Origin of the sequence: Streptomyces sp. TG1A-8 (assembly GCF_030499535.1) — a bacterium.
In the GTDB taxonomy this organism is placed as follows: Bacteria; Actinomycetota; Actinomycetes; order Streptomycetales; family Streptomycetaceae; genus Streptomyces.
This window is the reverse complement of sequence record NZ_JASTLB010000001.1, coordinates 5,435,945-5,456,924: the sequence shown is the minus strand read 5'-3', so window position 1 is coordinate 5,456,924 and position 20,980 is coordinate 5,435,945. Positions and strand designations below refer to the sequence as shown.

The 20,980-nt window shown below is 75.8% G+C and carries 17 protein-coding genes and 1 riboswitch; of the genes, 16 read left to right on the top strand and 1 reads right to left on the bottom strand.

The features are described from left to right. Positions 1–35 precede the first annotated feature (35 nt). The 10 genes from QQY24_RS23965 to cobI all read left to right on the top strand — a co-directional run bounded on the left by QQY24_RS23965 (position 36) and on the right by cobI (position 13,721). Complete coding sequence (locus tag QQY24_RS23965; protein WP_301974773.1) at positions 36–845, top strand: lysozyme; 810 nt, start codon at positions 36–38, stop codon at positions 843–845. 143 nt (positions 846–988) lie between these two features. Then, positions 989–2,269 carry an inorganic phosphate transporter gene (locus tag QQY24_RS23960; RefSeq protein ID WP_301974772.1) on the top strand — a complete coding sequence of 427 codons (1,281 nt, stop codon included), beginning with the start codon at positions 989–991 and terminating at the stop codon, positions 2,267–2,269. 28 nt (positions 2,270–2,297) lie between these two features. Further along, positions 2,298–2,525 (top strand): hypothetical protein, encoded by a 228-nt coding sequence (locus QQY24_RS23955; protein WP_301974771.1) that lies wholly within the window; start codon positions 2,298–2,300, stop codon positions 2,523–2,525. A 179-nt stretch (positions 2,526–2,704) separates the two neighbouring features. Further along, positions 2,705–2,777: riboswitch (cobalamin riboswitch) on the top strand. A gap of 117 nt (positions 2,778–2,894) precedes the next feature. Then, positions 2,895–3,839 (top strand): cobalamin biosynthesis protein, encoded by a 945-nt coding sequence (locus QQY24_RS23950; RefSeq protein ID WP_301974770.1) that lies wholly within the window; start codon positions 2,895–2,897, stop codon positions 3,837–3,839. Then, positions 3,836–5,368 carry a cobyric acid synthase gene (locus tag QQY24_RS23945; RefSeq protein WP_301974769.1) on the top strand — a complete coding sequence of 511 codons (1,533 nt, stop codon included), beginning with the start codon at positions 3,836–3,838 and terminating at the stop codon, positions 5,366–5,368. Before QQY24_RS23950 ends, QQY24_RS23945 begins: the two co-directional genes overlap by 4 nt. Beyond that, on the top strand, positions 5,365–9,018 hold the full coding sequence (gene cobN / locus QQY24_RS23940; RefSeq protein WP_301974768.1) for a cobaltochelatase subunit CobN: 3,654 nt from the start codon (positions 5,365–5,367) through the stop codon (positions 9,016–9,018). The genes QQY24_RS23945 and cobN overlap by 4 nt, the downstream gene beginning before the upstream one ends. Then, positions 9,015–11,027, top strand: coding sequence for a putative cobaltochelatase (locus tag QQY24_RS23935; RefSeq protein ID WP_301974767.1), 2,013 nt, complete (start codon positions 9,015–9,017; stop codon positions 11,025–11,027). Before cobN ends, QQY24_RS23935 begins: the two co-directional genes overlap by 4 nt. Next, entirely contained in the window at positions 11,027–11,626 is a 600-nt protein-coding gene (cobO, locus tag QQY24_RS23930; RefSeq protein ID WP_301974766.1) for a cob(I)yrinic acid a,c-diamide adenosyltransferase, read from the top strand. Before QQY24_RS23935 ends, cobO begins: the two co-directional genes overlap by 1 nt. After that, positions 11,620–12,993, top strand: coding sequence for a cobyrinate a,c-diamide synthase (locus tag QQY24_RS23925; RefSeq protein ID WP_301974765.1), 1,374 nt, complete (start codon positions 11,620–11,622; stop codon positions 12,991–12,993). Before cobO ends, QQY24_RS23925 begins: the two co-directional genes overlap by 7 nt. Next, positions 12,990–13,721 carry a precorrin-2 C(20)-methyltransferase gene (cobI, locus tag QQY24_RS23920; RefSeq protein WP_301974764.1) on the top strand — a complete coding sequence of 244 codons (732 nt, stop codon included), beginning with the start codon at positions 12,990–12,992 and terminating at the stop codon, positions 13,719–13,721. Before QQY24_RS23925 ends, cobI begins: the two co-directional genes overlap by 4 nt. A gap of 14 nt (positions 13,722–13,735) precedes the next feature. Here cobI and QQY24_RS23915 read toward each other — a convergent pair whose 3' ends face one another. Then, positions 13,736–14,467, bottom strand: coding sequence for a ZIP family metal transporter (locus QQY24_RS23915; RefSeq protein ID WP_301974763.1), 732 nt, complete (start codon positions 14,465–14,467; stop codon positions 13,736–13,738). A gap of 141 nt (positions 14,468–14,608) precedes the next feature. On the opposite strand from QQY24_RS23915, the gene cobM reads away from it, so the two are divergent. From cobM to cobC, 6 genes are read left to right on the top strand one after another with little or no spacing between them, the layout of a single operon-like run. After that, positions 14,609–15,427, top strand: coding sequence for a precorrin-4 C(11)-methyltransferase (gene cobM, locus QQY24_RS23910; protein WP_301974762.1), 819 nt, complete (start codon positions 14,609–14,611; stop codon positions 15,425–15,427). After that, positions 15,424–16,656, top strand: a complete 1,233-nt coding sequence (gene cbiE / locus QQY24_RS23905; RefSeq protein WP_301974761.1) for a precorrin-6y C5,15-methyltransferase (decarboxylating) subunit CbiE — start codon at positions 15,424–15,426, stop codon at positions 16,654–16,656. The genes cobM and cbiE overlap by 4 nt, the downstream gene beginning before the upstream one ends. Continuing rightward, positions 16,653–18,347, top strand: a complete 1,695-nt coding sequence (gene cobJ, locus QQY24_RS23900) for a precorrin-3B C(17)-methyltransferase (protein WP_301974760.1) — start codon at positions 16,653–16,655, stop codon at positions 18,345–18,347. Before cbiE ends, cobJ begins: the two co-directional genes overlap by 4 nt. Beyond that, on the top strand, positions 18,344–18,931 hold the full coding sequence (locus QQY24_RS23895; protein ID WP_301974759.1) for a precorrin-8X methylmutase: 588 nt from the start codon (positions 18,344–18,346) through the stop codon (positions 18,929–18,931). Before cobJ ends, QQY24_RS23895 begins: the two co-directional genes overlap by 4 nt. Next, a complete protein-coding gene (locus tag QQY24_RS23890; RefSeq protein WP_301974758.1) occupies positions 18,928–19,863 on the top strand; it encodes a sirohydrochlorin chelatase in 936 nt (311 codons plus the stop codon). The genes QQY24_RS23895 and QQY24_RS23890 overlap by 4 nt, the downstream gene beginning before the upstream one ends. Further along, on the top strand, positions 19,853–20,926 hold the full coding sequence (gene cobC, locus QQY24_RS23885) for an Rv2231c family pyridoxal phosphate-dependent protein CobC (protein ID WP_301974757.1): 1,074 nt from the start codon (positions 19,853–19,855) through the stop codon (positions 20,924–20,926). The genes QQY24_RS23890 and cobC overlap by 11 nt, the downstream gene beginning before the upstream one ends. The last annotated feature ends 54 nt before the right edge of the window (positions 20,927–20,980 follow it).

Here is a 20,980-nt window from a genome sequence, read left to right as displayed (position 1 = left end):
CGGACGCCGTACCACCGCCACGCCAGGGGGACCCCATGACCCGCGACCGCACACCCACCCGCCGTCGCGCGGGCGCCGTCGCGGCGGCCACCGCGGCGCTCGCCCTCGCGGGCGCCGAGCCCGCGTCGGCCGGACCGCCGGCGCACGCGGCGCACGCGGCGCATACGGCGCATACGGCGCATACGGCACACACGGCACACACGGCGCGTCGGCCCCGGGGGCACGACGTGTCCTCGCACCAGGGTGCCGTCGACTGGTCCGCCGCCCGCGCCGGGGGCGCCCGGTTCACCTACGTCAAGGCGACCGAGTCCACCACCTACCGCAACCCCTATTTCAGCGGGCAGTACACCGGCGCGCGCAAGGCGGGACTGATCCGGGGCGCGTACCACTTCGCGCTTCCGGACCGGTCCTCGGGCGCCCGGCAGGCCGCCTATTTCGTGCGGCACGGCGGCGGCTGGCGGGCCGACGGCCGGACCCTGCCGCCCGCGCTCGACATCGAATACAACCCGTACAAGCGGAAGCACCCGTGCTACGGGCTGGGCCGGTCGCGGATGGTGCGCTGGATCCGTTCCTTCAGCGACGAGGTCCGCCGGCGGACCGGCCGCCGCCCGGTGATCTACACCACCGCCCACTGGTGGCGCGACTGCACCGGCGACAGCCGCGCGTTCGCCCGGAGCCACGCCCTGTGGATCGCCCGCCACGGCAGCTCGGGCCCGGGAGCGCTGCCGGGCGGATGGCGCTACTGGACCTTCTGGCAGCGCGGCACGAGGGGCCGGCTGCCGGGTGACCAGGATCTCTTCAACGGGTCGACGGGCCGGCTGCGGTCCTTCGCGCGGGGCCGCTAGTCCATGGGACGCCCGGGCGCCGAACCGGAACGGAATCCCGACCCCCCGTTACCGACACCGTGAAGCCCGTCCCAGTTCATCTTCCGTTCACCCAGGTTGCTTACCTTCGACGCGCCAATGACCTCGAACGATTGCCTGGGTAAATGGAAAGCTTCTCGCTGATCCTCGCGATTGTGGTGATAACCGCACTCGCGTTCGATTTCACGAACGGTTTCCACGACACCGCCAACGCGATGGCCACGACCATCTCGACCGGCGCGCTCAAGCCCAAGGTCGCGGTGGCCATGTCCGCCGCCCTCAACCTGGTGGGCGCCTTCCTCTCCGTGGAGGTCGCCAACACGATCTCCAAGGGTCTCGTCGACGAGACCGGCATCCGTCCCGAGGTCATCTTCGCCGCCCTGGTCGGCGCGATCCTCTGGAACCTGCTGACCTGGCTGGTGGGCCTGCCCTCCAGCTCCTCCCACGCCCTGATGGGCGGCCTGATCGGCGCCACCGTCGCCTCCGCGGGCTTCGGCGCCGTGCACGGCGACGCCCTGGTCACCAAGGTGCTGCTGCCGGCCGTCGCCGCGCCGGCCGTCGCCGGCATCGCGGCGATGCTCGCCACCCGGCTCTCCTACGGCATCGGCGGCGGCGCCCGGGGCGAGGCCTCCCGCAAGGGCTACCGGGCCGGCCAGATCGCCTCCGCCGGCCTGGTCTCCCTGGCCCACGGCACCAACGACGCCCAGAAGACGATGGGCATCATCACCCTCGCGCTGGTCGCGGGCGGTGCCGTCGCCCCCGGCTCCAACCCTCCCACCTGGGTGATCCTCTCCGCCGGCCTGGCCATCGCGCTCGGTACCTACATCGGCGGCTGGCGCATCATCCGCACCATGGGCACGGGCCTGACCGACCTGCAGCCGCAGCAGGGCTTCGCCGCCCAGACCAGCGCGGCCACGGCCATCCTGGCCTCCTCCCACCTCGGCTTCTCCCTGTCCACCACCCACGTCGTCTCCGGCTCGGTGATGGGCGCGGGCCTGGGCCGCAGGGGCGGCGTGGTGCGCTGGTCCACCGCGACCCGCATGGCCGTCGCCTGGGTGCTCACGCTGCCCGCCGCCGCCCTGGTCGGCGCGGGCGCCGAGTCGGTCACCGGACTGGGTGACTGGGGCACCGGGCTGGTCGCCGTCCTCCTGGTCGCCGCCTGCGCCGCGATCTGGAAGGTCTCCCGCCGCGAGGTCGTCGACCACACCAACGTCGTCGCTCCCGGGGACGCCGCGGAGCCGGCCGGCGTGGTCACCGCCGCCCTCGCCGCCGTGGCCCCGCCCCCGGCGGGCGCGGTCGCCGAAGGCCTCACGGCCACCATCCCGGCCACGATCACCATGCCGTCCCAGATCACCGGCTCACCGGCGGAGTCCGCCCCGGCCGCCCCGCCGGCCGCCGCGGTCTGATCCGGCCGGACACGGAAGGAAACCATCCATGAAGATCGACTGGGCGGCCCTCGGCTCCGTCTTCGGCGTCAGCCTCGTGGTCGCCGTCGGCCTGGTGGCCCTGTTCACCCTCGGCGTCACCGCCCTCTCCCGCCGGGAGAGGGCCGCGGCCCAGGGCGGCTCCGCCGCCCTCGCCGCCACCGGTGCCTGCCTGTGCTTCGCGACCTGCGCGGCGGCGGTGGCCTACGGCATGTACCTGATCGTGGTCAAGGCCTGACCGGGCACCACCGGCACCTTCGGCGAGGCTCCTTCCCGGCGCGTGTCCGGGCGGGGGCCTCCGCCGCGTCCCGTCCCGCCGGGTGTGGGGCTCAGCACACTCTCCCCCCGCAGGTCAGCGGCAGGTTGACGGCCCTTCCGGACGCATGGTGGACTGCCCGGGCCATGTACGGCGGCAGGAGAGGAAGCCGGTGCGAATCCGGCGCGGTCCCGCCACTGTCACCGGGGAACCACCCCCGGGAGCCAGGAACTCTCGCCGCCGGTCTCGTCGAACCAGGGCGCGGACACCCTGAGTGAGGACATATCGCCATGCTCGGCTGCCGAACGAGGACCACCAGGCCCGTCTCCGTGCCCACGGCCGGCTGAGCCGATGGGTGCCGACCGCTCCTACGCGTACGGCGCCGCCGCCGGCCTCCTCGGTGACCTGCTCCTCGGTGATCCCCGCCACGGGCACCCGGTCGCCGCGTTCGGGCGGGCGGCCTCGGCCGTGGAACGCGCGCTGTGGCACGACCACCGCGGCTGGGGTACGTTGCACACCGCCGTGTGCGCCGGCGGCGCCGTCGCCCTCGGCGCCGTGGCCGAGCGGGCCGCGCGCCGCTCCCCCGCCGCCTCCGCCGCGCTGACCGCCGTCGCCACCTGGGCGGTCGTCGGCGGCACCTCGCTCGCCCGCGAGGCCAGGGCCGTCGGACTCGCCCTGCGGGCCGGGGACGTGACGGCGGCGCGGGCACGGCTGCCGCACCTGTGCGGGCGGGACCCCGAGGCCCTCGACGCCGACGGGATCGCCCGGGCCGTCGTGGAGTCGGTCGCCGAGAACACCTCCGACGCCGTCGTGGGCGCGCTGGTGTGGGGCGCCGTGGGCGGGGTGCCGGGCCTGCTGGGCTTCCGGGCCGTCAACACGCTGGACGCCATGGTGGGGCACAAGTCGCCCCGCCTGCGCCGCTACGGCTGGGCCTCGGCCCGCCTGGACGACCTGGCCGGCTGGCCGGGGGCCCGGCTGACCGCCGTGCTCGCCGCCGCGGCCGGGCCCGACCCCCGGGGCGCCCTGCGCGCCTGGCGGGCCGACGCGCACGGGCACCCGAGCCCCAACGCCGGGCCGGTCGAGGCCTCGTTCGCGGGCGCCCTCGGCGTGCGGCTGGGCGGCACGCTCTCCTACGGCGGCCGGGTCGAGCACCGGCCCGTGCTCAACGGGGCCGGCGGGCGGGCCGTACGAGTCCGCGACATCGACCGGGCCGTACGGCTCTCGCGCCGGGTCGGCCTGCTCGCGCTCGGCGTCACGGCCGGCGCGCGCCTCCTTCTGAAGGGACGTGGGAAGTGAACGGTGGTCTGCTGGTCGCCGGCACCACCTCGGACGCGGGCAAGAGCGTCGTGACCGCCGGCATCTGCCGGTGGCTGGTGCGGCAGGGCGTCAAGGTGGCGCCTTTCAAGGCGCAGAACATGTCCCTCAACTCGTTCGTGACCCGCGAGGGCGCGGAGATCGGGCGGGCGCAGGCCATGCAGGCCCAGGCCTGCCGGACCGAGCCGACCGCGCTGATGAACCCGGTGCTGCTCAAGCCCGGCGGCGAGCAGAGCAGCCAAGTGGTGCTGCTGGGCAGGCCGGTGGGCGAGCTGAGCGCGCGCGGCTACCACGGAGGGCGCCAGCAGCGGCTGCTCGGCACCGTGCTGGACTGCCTGGCCGAGTTGCGGGGCACGTATGACGCGGTGATCTGTGAGGGGGCGGGCAGTCCGGCGGAGATCAACCTGCGGCGCACCGACATCGTCAACATGGGCATCGCGCGCAACGCGCGGCTGCCCGTGCTCGTGGTCGGCGACATCGACCGCGGCGGTGTCTTCGCCTCCTTCTTCGGCACGGTCGCCCTCCTGTCGCGCGAGGACCAGGAACTCGTCGCCGGCTTCCTCGTCAACAAGTTCCGCGGGGACGTCTCCCTGCTGGAGCCGGGCCTGGACATGCTGCGCGGACTCACCGGCCGGCCCTCCTACGGGGTGCTGCCGTTCCGGCACGGCCTCGGCATCGACGAGGAGGACGGGCTGAGGGTGTCGCTGCGCGGCACCGTCCGGGAGTCCGCCGTGGCGCCGCCGGCCGGCGAGGACGTGCTGCGGGTCGCCGTGTGCGCGCTCCCGCTGATGTCGAACTTCACCGACGTGGACGCGCTGGCCGCCGAACCGGGCGTCGTGGTGCGGTTCGTGGACCGGCCCGAGGAGCTGGCCGACGCCGATCTGGCCGTGGTCCCCGGCACCCGGGGCACCGTGCGGGCCCTGGCCTGGCTCCGCGCCCGCGGGCTCGCGGACGCCCTCGTCAGGAGGGCCGCGGAAGGACGCCCGGTCCTCGGCGTCTGCGGTGGCTTCCAGATCCTCGGCGAGCACATCGAGGACGAGGTCGAGTCGCGCGCCGGCGCCGTCCCGGGGCTCGGCGTGCTGCCCGTGCGGGTGCGGTTCGCCCGCGACAAGACCCTGGCCCGGCCGGCCGGGGAGGCCCTCGGCGAGCGGGTCGAGGGGTACGAGATCCACCACGGGGTCGCCGAGGTGCTGGGCGGACAGGACTTCATCACCGACGGCCGGGGACACGGCCTGGACGGCTGCCGGGTCGGGCAGACCTGGGGGACGCACTGGCACGGGTCCCTGGAGTGCGACGGTTTCCGGCGGGCCTTCCTGCGCGAGGTGGCCGCCGCCGCGGGCCGCCGCTTCGTACCGGCCCCCGACACCTCGTTCGCCGCGCTGCGCGAGGAGCAGCTCGACCGGCTCGGCGACCTGATCGAACAGCACGCGGACACGGACGCGCTGTGGCGGCTCATCGAGTCGGGCGCGCCGCAAGGACTGCCCTTCATCCCACCGGGAGCGCCCGTATGAGCACAGTGTTGTTGTTGTCGACCGCCGACACCGATCTGCTGGCGGCCCGGGCCTCCGGCGCCGGCTACCGGATCGGCAACCCCACCCGGGTCGACGTCGCCGGTGAGCTGCCGGGCCTGGTCGAGGGCGCGGACGTCGCGGTGGTGCGGCTGCTGGGCGGCAAGCGCGCCTGGGAGGAGGGGCTGGCCGCGCTGCGGGCGTCCGGGATCCCGACCGTGCTGCTGGGCGGCGAGTCGGTGCCGGACGCCGAGCTGATGGCCGACTCCTCGGTCCCCGCGGGTGTGGTGGCCGAGGCGCTGAAGTACCTGGTCGAGGGCGGCCCCCAGAACCTGCTGGAGCTGTCCCGGTTCCTGTCGGACACCGTGCTGCTGACCGGTGAGGGCTTCGAGGAGCCGCGGCGGATGCCGGCGTACGGCGTCCACGGCGCACGGGTGCGGGACGCGGACCGGCCGACCGTCGGCGTGCTCTTCTACCGGGCGCACGAGCTGAGCGGCAACACCGCCTTCGTGGACACCCTGTGCGACGCGATCGAGGCGCACGGCGCCAACGCGCTGCCGGTGTACTGCGGTTCGCTGCGGGGCGCGGACCGGGGTCTGTACGAGCTGCTGGACGGGACCGACGCGCTGGTCGCCACGGTGCTGGCGGCCGGCGGCACGCACGCCTCGCAGGCCTCGGCGGGCGGCGACGAGGAGTCCTGGGACGTCGGGGTGCTGGCCGACCTCGACGTCCCGGTGCTGCAGGGGCTCTGCCTGACCTCCTCGCGGGCCGCCTGGGAGGAGTCGGACGCCGCGCTGTCCCCCATGGACGCGGCGATGCAGGTCGCGATCCCGGAGTTCGACGGGCGCCTGATCACGGTGCCGTTCTCCTTCAAGGAGCAGGGGCCCGACGACGTCCCGGTGTACGTCGCCGACCCCGGGCGGGCCGCCCGGGTGGCCGGCATCGCCGTCCGGCACGCGCGGCTGCGGCACAAGGCGAACGCGGACAAAAGGATCGCGCTGGTCTTCACGGCCTACCCGACCAAGCACTCCCGCGTCGGCAACGCGGTCGGCCTGGACACGCCCGCCTCGGCGGTACGGGTGCTGGACGCGCTCAGGGACGCGGGGTACTCGCTCACCGACTACCCCGCCGGGGGCGACGAACTGATCCACCGGCTCATCGAGGCCGGCGGGCACGACGTGGAGTGGCTGACGGAGGAGCAGCTGGCCGCCGCGCCCGCGCGGGTGCCGCTCGCCGACTACCGGGCGTGGTTCGACGCCCTCGACCCCGGGCTGCGGGAATCCATGCGGGAGGCGTGGGGCGAGCCGCCGGGCAGCCTGTACGTGGACGGCGACGACATCGTGCTCGCCGCCCTGCGGTTCGGGAACGTCGTGGTGATGATCCAGCCGCCGCGCGGCTTCGGCGAGAACCCGATCGCGATCTACCACGACCCGGACATGCCGCCGTCCCACCACTACCTGGCGGCCTACCGCTGGCTGGAGAACGCCTTCGGCGCGGACGCGGTCGTGCACATGGGCAAGCACGGCACGATGGAGTGGCTGCCGGGCAAGGGCCTCGGCCTGAGCGCCGGCTGCGCGCCCGACGCGGTGCTCGGCGACCTGCCGCTGGTCTACCCCTTCATCGTGAACGACCCCGGCGAGGGCACCCAGGCCAAGCGGCGCGGCCACGCCACGGTGGTCGACCACCTGGTGCCGCCGATGGCACGGGCCGACACCTACGGCGACCTGGCCAAACTGGAGCAGCTGCTGGACGAGTACGCGCTCGTCTCCGACCTGGACCCGGCGAAGGCGCCGGCCGTGCGCGCGCAGATCTGGACACTGGTCAAGGCGGCCGAGCTGCACCACGACCTGCACGTGGACGAGCAGCCGGACGACGAGGCGTTCGACGAGTTCGTCATGCACATCGACGGCTACCTGTGCGAGATCAAGGACGTGCAGATCCGTGACGGCCTGCACGTCCTCGGCGGCGGCCCGGTCGGCGAGCCGCGGGTGAACCTCGTGCTGGCCGTCCTGCGCGCCTCCCAGGTGTGGGGCGGGCAGGCGCACGCGCTGCCGGGGCTGCGGGCCTCGCTGGCGGCCCACTTCGGGTTCGACGAGAAGGAGCTGCTCGCCGAGCCGGGCGCCGCCGTGAAGGTGCCGGCGGAGCTGACGGACCTGGTGGCGGGCCCGGCACGGACGGCCGCCGACACGGTCGACCTGCTGGAGCAGCTGTGCCGGCGGATCGCGGAGGGGATGGAGGCCCGGGACTGGGCGGTCGCCGAGGGCGCCGCGCTGGTGCGGGAGGTGCTGGGCGCCGAGCTCCCGGACGCGGTCGCGGTGGTGGAGTTCGCCTGCCGCGAGGTCGTGCCCCGCCTGGCGCGGACCACCGACGAGATCGGGCACATCCTGCACGCCCTGGACGGCGGTTACGTCCCGGCCGGCCCGTCCGGGTCGCCGACCCGCGGCCTGGTCAACGTGCTGCCGACCGGCCGCAACTTCTACTCGGTCGACCCCAAGGCCATCCCCTCCCGGCTGAGCTGGGAGGTCGGCCAGTCGCTGGCCGACTCCCTGGTGCAGAGGTACCTGCAGGACACCGGCGCCTACCCGAAGTCGGTCGGGCTGACGGTGTGGGGCACCTCCGCGATGCGCACCCAGGGCGACGACATCGCCGAGATCCTGGCGCTGCTGGGCTGCCGCCCGGTCTGGGACGACGCCTCGCGCCGGGTGACCGGCTTCGAGGTGATCCCACCGGCCGAGCTGGGCCGGCCGCGCATCGACGTCACGGTCCGCATCTCCGGCTTCTTCCGGGACGCGTTCCCGCACGTGGTCGCCCTGATCGACGACGCGGTGCGGGCGGTGTCCGAGCTGGCGGAGCCGGCCGAGTCCAACTACGTGCGGGCGCACGTCGAGGAGGACACGGCACGGCACGGCGACCGGCGGCGCGCCACGGCCCGCGTCTTCGGGTCCAAGCCGGGCGCGTACGGCGCCGGGCTGCTGCCGCTGATCGACGCCCGCAACTGGCGCTCGGACGCCGACCTCGCCGAGGTGTACGCGGTGTGGGGCGGCTACGCCTACGGCCGCGGGCTCGACGGGCGGGCGGCGCGCGGGGACATGGAGACCGCGTTCCGGCGGATCGCGGTCGCCGCGAAGAACGTCGACACCCGTGAGCACGACCTGGTGGACGCGGACGACTACTTCCAGTACCACGGCGGCATGGTCGCCATGGTCCGGCACCTGACCGGCGCCAACCCCGAGGCGTACGTGGGCGACAGCGCCGTACCGGACCAGGTGCGCACCCGCACGCTGGGCGAGGAGACGCACCGCGTGTTCCGCGCGCGCGTGGTCAACCCGCGCTGGATGGCGGCCATGCGCCGGCACGGCTACAAGGGCGCCTTCGAGATGGCGGCGACCGTGGACTACCTGTTCGGCTACGACGCCACGGCGGGCGTGGTCGACGACTGGATGTACGAGAAGCTCAGCGCCGAGTACGTCTTCGACCCGGAGAACCGGGACTTCATGAAGAAGTCCAACCCGTGGGCGCTGCGCGGCATCACCGAGCGGCTGCTGGAGGCGGCGGACCGCGGGCTGTGGGCGGAGCCGGACGCGGACACGCTGGAGCGGCTGCGCGCCACCTATCTGGAGCTGGAAGGCGACTTGGAGGGCGACGAGAAGTGAGTACCCCCTTTCCGTTCACGGCCGTGGTCGGCCAGGACGACCTGCGGCTCGCGCTGCTGCTGAACGCCGTGTCGCCGGCGGTCGGCGGTGTGCTGGTGCGCGGTGAGAAGGGCACCGCCAAGTCGACGGCCGTGCGGGCGCTCGCGGCGCTCATGCCGGCCGTGGACGTCGCCCCCGGCTGCCGCTTCTCCTGCGACCCCGCCGCCCCGGACCCCGGCTGCCCGGACGGCCCGCACCCGCCGGGCGCCCGCGCGTCGCGCCCCGCGCGGATGGTCGAGCTGCCCGTCGGCGCCTCCGAGGACCGGCTGGTGGGCGCCCTCGACATCGAGCGGGCGCTCGCCGAGGGCGTGAAGGCGTTCGAGCCCGGGCTGCTCGCCGACGCCCACCGCGGGATCCTGTACGTGGACGAGGTCAACCTCCTCCACGACCACCTGGTCAACCTGCTGCTGGACGCGGCGGCGATGGGTGCCTCGTACGTCGAGCGCGAGGGCGTCTCCGTGCGGCACGCCGCCCGTTTCCTGCTGGTCGGCACCATGAACCCCGAAGAGGGCGAGCTGCGGCCGCAGTTGCTGGACCGGTTCGGGCTCACTGTGGAGGTCGCCGCCTCGCGGGAGCCGGAGCAGCGCGTGGAGGTGGTGCGGCGCAGGCTGGCGTACGACGACGATCCCGACGGGTTCGCCGCGGGCTGGGCACAGGAGGAGGCCGACGTGCGCCGGCGGATCCTCGCGGCGCGGGAGCTGCTGCCGCAGGTGCGGCTGGGCGACGGGGCGCTGCGGCAGATCGCGGCGACCTGCGCGGCCTTCGAGGTGGACGGCATGCGGGCCGACATCGTGATGGCCCGCACCGCGACCGCGCTGGCCGCGTGGGCGGGGCGCACGGACGTGCTCGCGGAGGACGTCCGGCAGGCCGCGCTGCTCGCGCTGCCGCACCGGCGCCGGCGCAACCCGTTCGACGCGCCCGGTCTGGACGAGGACAGGCTCGACGAGACGCTGGAGCGGTTCGGCGGCCCCTCGGGCGACGAGGACCCCGACGAGGACCCCGATCCCGGCGGTCCCGGTGGCGGCGGGCAGCCCCCGCGGGACGAGGGTGCCCCGTCCGGCGGCGACACCGGGGCGCGGCCGGAGGCCGGCGAGGGCGGGGAGCCCCAGGCGTCCGGCGCCGGCTCGGGCGAGCAGGCTCCGGCGCGGGCCGCCGAGCCGTTCAGGGCCCGGGCGCTGAGCGTGCCCGGCATCGGCGAGGGCGCCGCCGGGCGGCGCTCGCGGGCGCGGACCGAGCACGGCCGGACCACCGGGGCCCACCGCCCCCGGGGGGCGCTGACCAAGCTGCACCTGGCGGCCACCGTGCGGGCCGCCGCCCCGCACCAGCGGGCGCGCGGCCGGTCCGGGCCGGGACTGGTGCTGCGCCGGGACGACCTGCGCCAGGCGGCCCGCGAGGGGCGCGAGGGCAACCTCGTGCTGTTCGTCGTGGACGCCTCCGGGTCGATGGCGGCACGGCAGCGGATGAGCGCCGTGAAGGGGGCCGTGCTGTCCCTGCTGCTGGACGCCTACCAGCGGCGGGACAAGGTGGGGCTGGTGGCGTTCCGGGGCGCCGGCGCGGACGTCGCCCTGCCGCCCACCTCATCCGTCGACGCGGCCGCCGCCCGGCTGGAGTCGCTGCCGACCGGCGGCCGGACGCCGCTGGCGGCCGGGCTGCTCAGGGCGCACGAGGTGCTGCGCGTGGAGCGGCTGCGGGACCCGGCGCGGCGGGCACTGGTCGTGGTGGTGACCGACGGGCGGGCCACCGGCGGCCCGGAGCCGGTCGCGCTGGCCGGGCGGGCGGCGCGGCTGTTCGCGGCCGACGGGACCGCCTGCGTGGTCGTGGACTGCGAGTCGGGGCCGGTGCGGCTCGGGCTCGCCGGGCGGCTCGCGGGTGAGCTGGGCGGTACGGCCGTCACGCTGGAGGAGTTGCGGGCCGACTCGATCGCCGGGCTGGTCAGGGATGTGCAGGGGACTTCGGGGAGGGCCGCGTAATGCCGCAGGGACAGCCGAGTGTGGTGCCGGACGACGGGCTGACGACACGGCAGCGGCGCAACCGTCCGCTGGTCGTCGTGCACACCGGCGTCGGCAAGGGCAAGTCCACCGCCGCGTTCGGGCTCGCGCTGCGGGCCTGGAACCAGGGGTGGCCCATCGGGGTGTTCCAGTTCGTGAAGTCGGCCAAGTGGAAGGTCGGCGAGGAGAACGCGCTGCGGGTGCTGGGCGCCTCCGGGCAGGGCGGGACCGTCGACTGGCACAAGATGGGCGAGGGCTGGTCCTGGGTCCAGCGGGACTCCCAGATGGACAACGAGGACAAGGCCCGCGAGGGCTGGGAGCAGGTCAAGCGGGACCTGGCCGCCCAGACGTACCGGCTGTACGTGCTGGACGAGTTCGCGTACCCGATGCACTGGGGATGGATCGACACCGACGAGGTAATCGAGGTGCTGCGCGACCGCCCCGGCACCCAGCACGTCGTGATCACCGGGCGGAACGCGCCCGGGAGGCTGGTGGACTTCGCCGACCTCGTGACCGACATGTCCAAGGTCAAGCACCCCATGGACGTGGGGCAGAAGGGCCAGAAGGGCATCGAGTGGTGAGTGTGCCGGTGCCCCGGCTGGTCGTCGCCGCGCCGTCGTCGGGCAGCGGCAAGACCACCGTCGCCACGGGGCTGATGGCCGCGCTGGCCGCGCGGGGGCTCGCCGTGTCCCCGCACAAGGTCGGCCCGGACTACATCGACCCCGGGTACCACGCGCTGGCGACCGGGCGGGCGGGGCGGAACCTCGACGCGTACCTGTGCGGGCCGGAGCTGGTCGCCCCGCTGTTCCTGCACGGGGCGAGGGGGTGCGACATCGCCGTCGTCGAGGGCGTGATGGGGCTGTTCGACGGGGCCGCGGGCGAGGGGGAGCTCGCCTCCACCGCCCAGGTCGCCAAGCTGCTGCGCGCGCCGGTGGTGCTGGTCGTGGACGCCTCGTCGCAGTCGCGGTCGGTGGCGGCGCTGGTGCACGGGTTCGCGTCCTGGGACCCGGGGGTGCGGATCGGGGGCGTGATCCTGAACAAGGTCGGCTCCGACCGGCACGAGGCGCTGCTGCGGGAGGCACTGGACTCGGCCGGCGTCCCGGTGCTGGGGGTGCTGCGGCGGGCGCCGCAAGTGGACACGCCGTCGCGGCACCTGGGGCTGGTGCCGGCCGCCGAGCGTCGGCCGGCCGCGGTCGACGCCGTCGGGGCCATGGCGGCACAGGTGGCCCAGGGGTGCGACCTGGAGGCGCTGGTGGCGCTGGCCCGCGGTGCGGGCGCGCTGCCGGACGCGGCCTGGGACGCGGCAGCGGCCGTGCACGCGTCGGCCGGGACGGCCGGGACGCGGGCGCCGCGGATCGCCGTCGCCGGTGGAGCGGCGTTCACCTTCTCCTACGCCGAGCACGCCGAGTTGCTGGCCGCCGCCGGGGCGGACGTCGTCACCTTCGACCCGCTCCGGGACGAGCGGCTGCCCGAGGGGACGGCCGGGCTGGTCGTCGGCGGGGGTTTCCCCGAGGTGTACGCCGCCGAACTGGCCGCCAACGAGCCGCTCCGCCGGGCCGTCGCCGCACTGGCCCTGGGCGGGGCGCCGGTGGCCGCCGAGTGCGCCGGACTGCTCTACCTGTGCCGGGAGCTGGACGGGCTGCCCATGTGCGGGGTGCTGGACGCCACCGCGCGGATGACCGAACGGCTCACCCTCGGCTACCGGGACGCGGTCGCGGTCGCGGACAGCGTGCTGGCCGGCGCGGGGACGCGGCTGCGCGGGCACGAGTTCCACCGCACGGCCGTCGAGCCCGGCGCCGGCGCGGTCCCCGCCTGGGGCGTGCGGGCCCCGGTCCGGCGGGTCGAGGGTTTCGTACAGCAGGGCGTGCACGCGAGTTACCTGCACACGCACTGGGCGGCCGAGCCCGGTGTGGCCCGTCGGTTCGTGGAGAGGTGCCGGACGTCATGAGCAGCAGGCTGGTCGGAGTCGGGGTCGGTCCCGGTGACCCGGAGCTGGTGACCGTCAAGGGGGTCAACGCCCTGCGCGCGGCCGACATCGTCGTCGTGCCCGTCATGGACACGGGCGAGCGCGGGCGGGCCGAGGCGACCGTGGCGCACTACGTGCCCGGCGAGAAGATCGTCCGGGTGGTGTTCGCGCTGAACGAGCGGACCGACCGGGCGCGCCGGGAGGCCGCCTGGGACGCGGCGGGCGCCCGGGTCGCCGAGCTGCTCGGCCGGTACGGGTGCGTGGCCTTCGCCACCATCGGCGACCCGAACGTGTACTCGACGTTCACCTATCTCGCGCAGACCGTCGCGGAACTGGTGCCCGGGATCGCGGTGGAGACGGTGCCGGGCATCACCGCGATGCAGGACCTCGCGGCGCGCTCCGGTGCCGTGCTGACGGAGGGCACCGAGCCGCTGACGCTGGTGCCGGTGACGGCGGGCTCGGCCGTGCTCGAGGAGGCACTGGCCGGGCCTGGGACGGTCGTGGCGTACAAGTTCGGGCGGCAGGCCGCCGAGGTCGCCGAGGCGCTGCGGCGGACCGGGCGGCTCGGGGACGCGGTGTGGGGGTCGGCGCTCGGGCTGCCGGAGGAGTCGGTGCGGCCCGCCGGCGAGCTGGACGGGGTGCCGCTGCCCTACCTCTCGACGCTGATCGCGCCGCCGCGGCGCGACGGCGGGCGGGGCGGGAAGCTGTGAGGCGGACGGTGCGCTCAGCCGCCGGAGAGGCCGACCACCAGCCAGACGAAGGCCGCGCCGGCCACCGTGCACAGCAGGGTGGAGCGGGCGGGGTGCTCGTGGTGGGCCTCGGGGAGGATCTCGGCGGCGGCGAGGTAGAGCAGGACACCGCCGAAGAGACCGAGGTAGCCGCCGAGCGCCTGTTCCGGGAGGTGGAAGAACAGGGTCGACAGCGCGCCCGCGAGCGGGGCGCAGGCGTCGGCCAGGAGCATCGCCAGCGCCCGGCGGCGGGCGTTGCCGTACAGGCTCGTGAGGGTGAAGGTGTTGAAGCCGTCGGCGAAGTCGTGCGCGATCACGGCGAGCGCCACGGCCGTGCCCATGCCGCCGCCCACCTGGAAGGCCGCGCCGATCGCCACGCCGTCCATGGCGCTGTGGCCGACCATCGCGCCGGCCGCCGTCAGGCCCACCTGGGGCGCCCGGTGGGTGTGCTCGTCACCGCCGTGGGCCGCCTGGCGCGCGGCCAGCGTGCGCTCCACCAGGTGGGCCAGCAGGAACCCGGCCACGAACAGCAGCAGGGCCGCGGGCACGCCGAAGACCTCGCGGCCGGCCGCGTCGAGCGCCTCCGGCAGCAGGTCCAGGCCGACCACGCCCAGCATCAGCCCGCCGGCCAGCCCCAGGACGAGATGGCGGCGGTCGGTCACCCGCTGTGCCGTCCAGCCGCCGGCCAGCGTCATCAAGAACGCGCCGAGCGCGACGAAGACCGCCATGGGCCCTTGCTATCCGATGGAGGCGCCCCAGCGCACATCCAGCGCGTTCACCGCACCGCCAAACCCTGACATTCCCCCTGATCCTCCCGCCCGGTGTGCGGGAGACCACGTCCAGAGCTTCCGTAGGAGAGGACCCTTCCCATGGCCGATGCCCCCACCGGCAAGGTGACGTTCGTCGGTGCCGGCCCCGGCGCCGCCGACCTGCTGACGTTCCGGGCCGCGCGCGCGATCGCGGAGGCGGACGTGGTGATCTGGGCGGCCAGCCTGGTCCAGGCCGAGGTCCTGGAGCACGCGCGCGAGGGCGCGGAGATCCTGGACTCGGCCGTCATGTCCCTGGAGGACGTGGTGGCCGTCTACCGGCGCGCCCACGCCGAGGGGCTGCGGGTGGCGCGCATCCACTCCGGCGACCCGGCGCTGTGGGGCGGCACGCAGGAGCAGCTGGACCGGTGCGCCGACATCGGGATCGCCACGGAGGTCGTACCGGGGGTGTCGTCCTTCTCCGCGGTCGCCGCGCTCGTCCGGCGCGAGCTGACCGTCCCGGAGGTGGCCCAGTCCGTGGTCCTGACCCGGCTGGGCGGCGGCAAGACGCCGATGCCGCCCGGCGAGGAGGTGCGCGAGTTCGCCCGGCACGGCACCACCATGGCGGTCTTCCTGTCGGCGGCCCGCAGCGGCCAGCTGGTGCGCGAGCTGCTGGAGGGCGGCTACCCGGCCGGCACCCCGGTGATCGTCGCCCACCAGGCGACCTGGCCGGAGGAGCTGATCGTGCGGTGCACCATCGGCACGCTGGAGGAGACCGTCAAGGAGCACAGGTTCTGGAAGCACACGCTCTTCCTGGTCGGCCCGGCCCTGGACGCCCACGGCACCCGCTCGCACCTGTACCACCCGGGGCACTTCCACGGCCACCGCAAGGCCGACCCCGAGGCGCGGCGGGCCCTGCGCGAGCGGGGGGCGAAGAGTTGATCACGGTCGTCGGCACGGGGACGGGAGCGCCGGTCCCGCCCGGCGCGCTCGCCGGGGCCGCGCTCGTGGTCGGCGGGCGCCGCCACCTGGACGCGGTGCGGCTGCCCGCGGGCGCGGAGCGGATCGTGCTCGGGCCGCTGGCGCCCGCCCTGGACGCGATCGCGCGGTACGCGGAGAAGGACCTGCCGGTCTGCGTGCTGGCCTCCGGGGACCCCGGGTTCTTCGGGATCGTGCGGGCGCTGGCCGAGCGGTTCGGGGCCGGGCGGCTGGACGTGCGGCCGGGGGTGTCCTCGGTGGCCGCCGCGTTCGCCCGGGCCGGACTGCCGTGGGACGACGCGGTGGTGGTCAGCGCGCACGGCCGGGAGCTGCGTACGGCGGTCAACGCGTGCCGCGCGCATCCCAAGGTGGCCGTGCTGACCGGGCCGGGGGCCGGGCCCGCCGAGCTGGGGGCCGCGCTGCCGGACGGCCGCGTCCTCGTGGTGGCGAGCTCGCTCGGCGACCCGGAGCGGGAGCGGGTGGAGCGGGTGACGCCCGCCGAGGCCGCCCGGCGGGACTGGGGCGCGGCGGTGAGCGTGGTGCTGTGCCTGGACGAGGGCCGGGCGCCGGCACCGGCGCGGACGGTCGCCGGGGTGCGCGCGGGACCGGACCGGTGGGCGCTGGACGAGGCCGCCTTCGCGCACCGGGACTCGATGATCACCAAGTTCGAGGTGCGGGCCCTGGCGCTGGCCCGGCTGGGGCCGCGCCTGGGAGACCTGGTGTGGGACGTGGGCGCCGGATCGGGTTCGGTGGCCGTGGAGTGCGCCCGGCTCGGCGCGGCCGTCGTCGCCGTCGAGAAGACCCCGGACGGGGCCGGGCGGATCCGCGCCAACGCGCGCGCCCACGGCGTCGACGTGGACGTGGTGCACGGCACGGCACCGGCCGCACTGTCCGGCCTGGACGATCCCGACGCCGTGTTCATCGGCGGCGGGGGGCGCGAACTGCCCGCCGTCGTCACCGCCTGCGCACGGCGGGCGCGGCGGACCGTGGTCGTCGCCGTGGCCGCGCTGGACCGGGTGCCGGTGGTGCGCGAGGCGCTCACGGCCGCCGGGTTCGGCTGCGACGGCGTGCTGCTGCAGTCGTCGCGGCTGGCGCCGCTGCCCGGGGACGTGACCCGGCTCGCGGCCACCAATCCCGTGTTTCTGCTCTGGGGTGCCAGAACCCCGTCGTCTAGTGAAGGAGTTGTCCAGTGATCGGCCTCATTTCCGCCACCGCGGCGGGGGCGGCGGCGCGGGACCGGCTGGCCGCGGCCTGGCCGGACCGCACACGGGTGTACGACGGCCCCGTCGGGGAGGCCGTGCGGAGCGCGTTCGCCGAGTGCGGGCAGCTGGTGTGCTTCCTGGCGACGGGCGCGACGGTACGGCTGCTCGCCCCGCTGCTCGGCGGCAAGGCGGACGACCCGGGCGTCGTCTGCGTCGACGAGGGCGGCCGGTTCGCGGTGTCCCTGGTCGGCGGGCACGGCGGGGGCGCCAACGAACTCGCCCGTGAGGTGGGCGCGCTGCTGGGTGCCGAGCCGGTGGTGACGACCGCCACGGACGCCGTGGACCTGCCGGGGCTCGACACCCTCGGGCTGCCCTTCGAGGGTGCGGTCGCCGCGGTGTCCCGGGCCCTGCTGGACGGCGAACCGGTGGCGCTGGAGGCCGAGGTGCCGTGGCCGCTGCCGGCGCTGCCGACCTCGGTGCGGGGGTCGTACACCGTCCGGCTCACCGACCGCGCCGTCGAACCCGGCGAGCGGGAGGTGCTGTTGAGGCCGCCGTCCCTGGTGGTCGGGGTCGGCGCGTCCAGGGGCGCGCCGGCCGAGGAGGTCCTGGGGCTGATCGGGGAGGCGCTGCGCGAGGCGGGGCTCTCGGTGCGGTCCGTGGCCGAACTGGCCACCGTGGACGCCAAGTCGCAGGAGCCCGGCATCGTCGCGGCCGCCGAACGGCTCGGGGTGCCCCTGGTGACGTACCCGGCCGGACGGCTGGCGGCCGTCGAGGTGCCCAACCCGTCCGACGCGCCGCTCGCCGCCGTCGGCACCCCGTCGGTCGCCGAGGCGGCGGCCCTGGTGGGCGGCGGCGAACTCCTCGTGCCCAAGCGCAGGTCCGCGGCGCGGCCGGCCATGGCGACCTGTGCCGTCGCACGGCGTCCGGGGCGCGGGCGGCTCGCGGTGGTCGGGCTCGGCCCCGGCGCCCGCGACCTGCTCACCCCGCGCGCCGCCGCCGAGCTGCGGCGGGCCTCGGTGCTGGTCGGGCTCGACCAGTACGTCGACCAGATCCGCGACCTGCTGCGGCCGGGCACCCGGGTGCTGGAGTCGGGGCTCGGCGCGGAGGAGGAGCGGGCCCGTACGGCCGTCGCCGAGGCCCGCCGGGGGCACGCGGTGGCGCTGATCGGCAGCGGGGACGCGGGCGTGTACGCGATGGCCTCCCCCGCGCTCGCCGAGGCCTCCTGCGACATCGACGTGGTCGGGGTGCCCGGCGTGACGGCCGCGCTGGCGGCCGGGGCGGTCCTGGGGGCGCCGCTGGGCCACGACCACGTGTCGATCAGCCTGTCCGACCTGCACACGCCGTGGGAGGTCATCGAACGGCGGGTGCGGGCGGCGGCCGAGGCGGACCTCGTCGTCACCTTCTACAACCCGCGCTCGCGGGGCCGCCACTGGCAGCTGCCCAAGGCGCTCGCGATCCTCGCGGAGCACCGGGAGCCGGCCACGCCGGTCGGTGTCGTCCGCAACGCCTCGCGGGCGGACGAGTCCAGCCGGGTGACCACCCTGGCGGAACTCGACCCGGCGGTCGTCGACATGATGACGGTCGTCACCGTCGGCAACACGGCCACCCGGACCGTCGCGGGGCGCATGGTGACCCCGCGCGGCTACCGCTGGCAGCACAGCACGCAGGAGGACGCCCAGTGAACCGCGTGGTCCACCCCATCGAGGAGGAGTCCTTCCGGCGGCTGCGCGCCCGCCTGGACACCTCGCACTTCCCGCCGCTGACCCGGGCGGTGGTGGAGCGGGTCATCCACTCCGCCGCCGACCCGGAGTACGCCACCGACCTCGTCACCGACGAGGACGACCTGGCCAGGGGGCACGCGGCGCTGCACGCCGGGGCGCCCGTCGTCGTCGACGTCGAGATGGTCGCGGCCGGCATCACCCGGCGCGAGACCGTCTGCCGGCTGCGGGACGCCAGGTCCGCACCGGGGCTGACCCGTTCGGCCCACGCCGTCCGGCTCGCCCACGAGCAGGTCGGGCCCGGGGCGCTGTGGGTGATCGGCTGCGCGCCGACCGCCCTGGAGGAGCTGCTCGCCCTGGACGCCTCCCCCGCGCTCGTCATCGGCCTGCCCGTCGGCTTCGTCGGCGCGGCCGAGTCCAAGGCCGCGTTGCGGGCGAGCGGTCTGCCCGCCGTGAGCAACGTGTCCGAGAAGGGCGGCTCGGCGGTCGCCGCCGCCGCGCTCAACGCCCTGCTGTACCACCCGATGTCCACCGAGGAGACCACGTGACCACCCCGCCGCCCGCTCTGCTCATCGCCGGACACGGCACCCGGGACGAGGCCGGAGCCGAGGCGTTCCGCGACTTCGTGCGGGAACTGGGCCGCCGCCACCCCCACCTGCCCGTCGCGGGCGGCTTCATCGAGCTGTCCCCGCCGCCGCTGGGCGAGGCCGTCGCCGAGCTGGTCGAGCGGGGCGTGCGGCGGTTCGCGGCGGTGCCGCTGATGCTGGTGTCCGCCGGGCACGCCAAGGGGGACATCCCGGCCGCGCTGGCCCGCGAGAAGGAGCGGCACCCGGGGATCTCGTACACCTACGGCCGTCCGCTCGGCCCGCACCCGGCGCTGCTGCGCGTGCTGGAGCGGCGGCTGGAGGAGGCGCTGGCCGGCACGTCGGGCGAGCGGTCCGACGTGACCGTGCTGCTGGTCGGACGCGGCTCCACCGACCCGGACGCCAACGCCGAGGTGCACAAGGCGGCGCGGCTGCTGTGGGAGGGGCGCGGCTACGCCGGTGTGGAGACGGCGTTCGTGTCGCTGGCGGCGCCGGACGTGCCGAGCGGGCTCGACCGGTGCGCGCGGCTGGGGGCGCGGCGGATCGTCGTCCTGCCCTACTTCCTGTTCACCGGGATCCTGCCGGACCGGGTGGAGCGGCAGGCGCGGGACTGGGCGGCCGCGCACCCGGAGCTGGAGGTGCGCTCGGCGGACGTCGTCGGACCCGAGCCGGAACTGCTGGACCTGGTCATGGAACGGTACGAGGAGGCCGTCGGGGGCGACCTGCGCATGAACTGCGACTCGTGCGTGTACCGCATCGCCCTGCCCGGCTTCGAGGACAAGGTGGGGCTGCCGCAGCAGCCGCACTTCCACCCGGACGACGACGGGCACCACCACGGGGACGGGCACGGGCACGGGCACCACCACGGGGGGCACACGCACAGCCATGCTCACTGAGGACACCGGGAGCACCGCCGGCGCCGGGCCCGACCTGCGGCACCACGGGGACGCCGAGGTCCGGGATGACGGGGCCGGGCTGGCCGACCTCGCCGTCAACGTCCGCGCGGACACGCCTCCGGGCTGGCTGCGCGAGGAGATCGCCGCGTCGCTGTCCTCCCTCGCCGCCTACCCGGACGGGCGGGCCGCGCGGGCGGCGGTGGCCGCGCGGCACGGGCTGCCGGCGCGGCGGGTGCTGCTGACGGCGGGCGCGGCCGAGGCGTTCGTGCTGCTGGCGCGGGCGCTGGAGGTGCGTCGGCCGGTCGTGGTGCACCCGCAGTTCACGGAGCCGGAGGCGGCCCTGCGCGACGCCGGGCACAGCGTGGACCGGGTGCTGCTGCGCGAGGCGGACGGGTTCCGGCTCGATCCGGCGGCCGTGCCGGAGGAGGCCGATCTGGTGGTGGTCGGGAACCCGACGAATCCCACGTCGGTGCTGCACCCGGCCGGCGTCCTGGCACGGCTCGCGCGTCCCGGGCGGACGCTGGTGGTGGACGAGGCGTTCATGGACGCGGTGCCGGGCGAGCGGGAGTCGCTGGCCGGGCGGACGGACGTGCCGGGGCTGGTGGTGCTGCGCAGCCTGACCAAGACGTGGGGGCTGGCGGGGCTGCGCATCGGCTACGTGCTGGCGGCCCCGGGGACGATCGCGGAACTGGAACGGGCGCAGCCGCTGTGGCCGGTGTCCACGCCGGCGCTGGCCGCGGCGCGGGCGTGCGTGGCGCCCCGGGCGCTGGCGGAGGCGGCGCACGCGGCGCACCGGATCTCCGCGGACCGGGCCCACCTGGTGGCGGGGCTGGGCGCGTTCGCCGGGCGCGGGGTGCGGGTGGTGGGGCCCGCGCAGGGGCCGTTCCTGCTGGTGCGGATGGCGGGGGCCGAGGGGGTGCGGCGGCGGCTGCGCGAGCTGGGGTACGCGGTGCGGCGGGGGGACACGTTCCCCGGGCTCGGCGCGGACTGGGTGCGCGTCGCCGTGCGGGACCGTGCGACGGCGGACGGGTTCCTGCGGGCGCTGTCGGCCGCGCTGGCCTGACCGGGGTCCCGCGGCCCCGGACGCCGTCGCCCGGCGCGCCTTCGGACCGCCGGG

Coding starts and splice junctions, on each gene's coding strand:
- cobC (WP_301974757.1), top strand. CDS start 19,853: ATGCTCACTGAGGACACCGGGAGCACCGCCGGCGCCGGGCCCGACCTG.
- cobO (WP_301974766.1), top strand. CDS start 11,027: ATGCCGCAGGGACAGCCGAGTGTGGTGCCGGACGACGGGCTGACGACA.
- cobI (WP_301974764.1), top strand. CDS start 12,990: ATGAGCAGCAGGCTGGTCGGAGTCGGGGTCGGTCCCGGTGACCCGGAG.
- QQY24_RS23950 (WP_301974770.1), top strand. CDS start 2,895: ATGGGTGCCGACCGCTCCTACGCGTACGGCGCCGCCGCCGGCCTCCTC.
- cobN (WP_301974768.1), top strand. CDS start 5,365: ATGAGCACAGTGTTGTTGTTGTCGACCGCCGACACCGATCTGCTGGCG.
- QQY24_RS23960 (WP_301974772.1), top strand. CDS start 989: ATGGAAAGCTTCTCGCTGATCCTCGCGATTGTGGTGATAACCGCACTC.
- QQY24_RS23955 (WP_301974771.1), top strand. CDS start 2,298: ATGAAGATCGACTGGGCGGCCCTCGGCTCCGTCTTCGGCGTCAGCCTC.
- cobM (WP_301974762.1), top strand. CDS start 14,609: ATGGCCGATGCCCCCACCGGCAAGGTGACGTTCGTCGGTGCCGGCCCC.
- QQY24_RS23915 (WP_301974763.1), bottom strand. CDS start 14,467: ATGGCGGTCTTCGTCGCGCTCGGCGCGTTCTTGATGACGCTGGCCGGC.
- QQY24_RS23965 (WP_301974773.1), top strand. CDS start 36: ATGACCCGCGACCGCACACCCACCCGCCGTCGCGCGGGCGCCGTCGCG.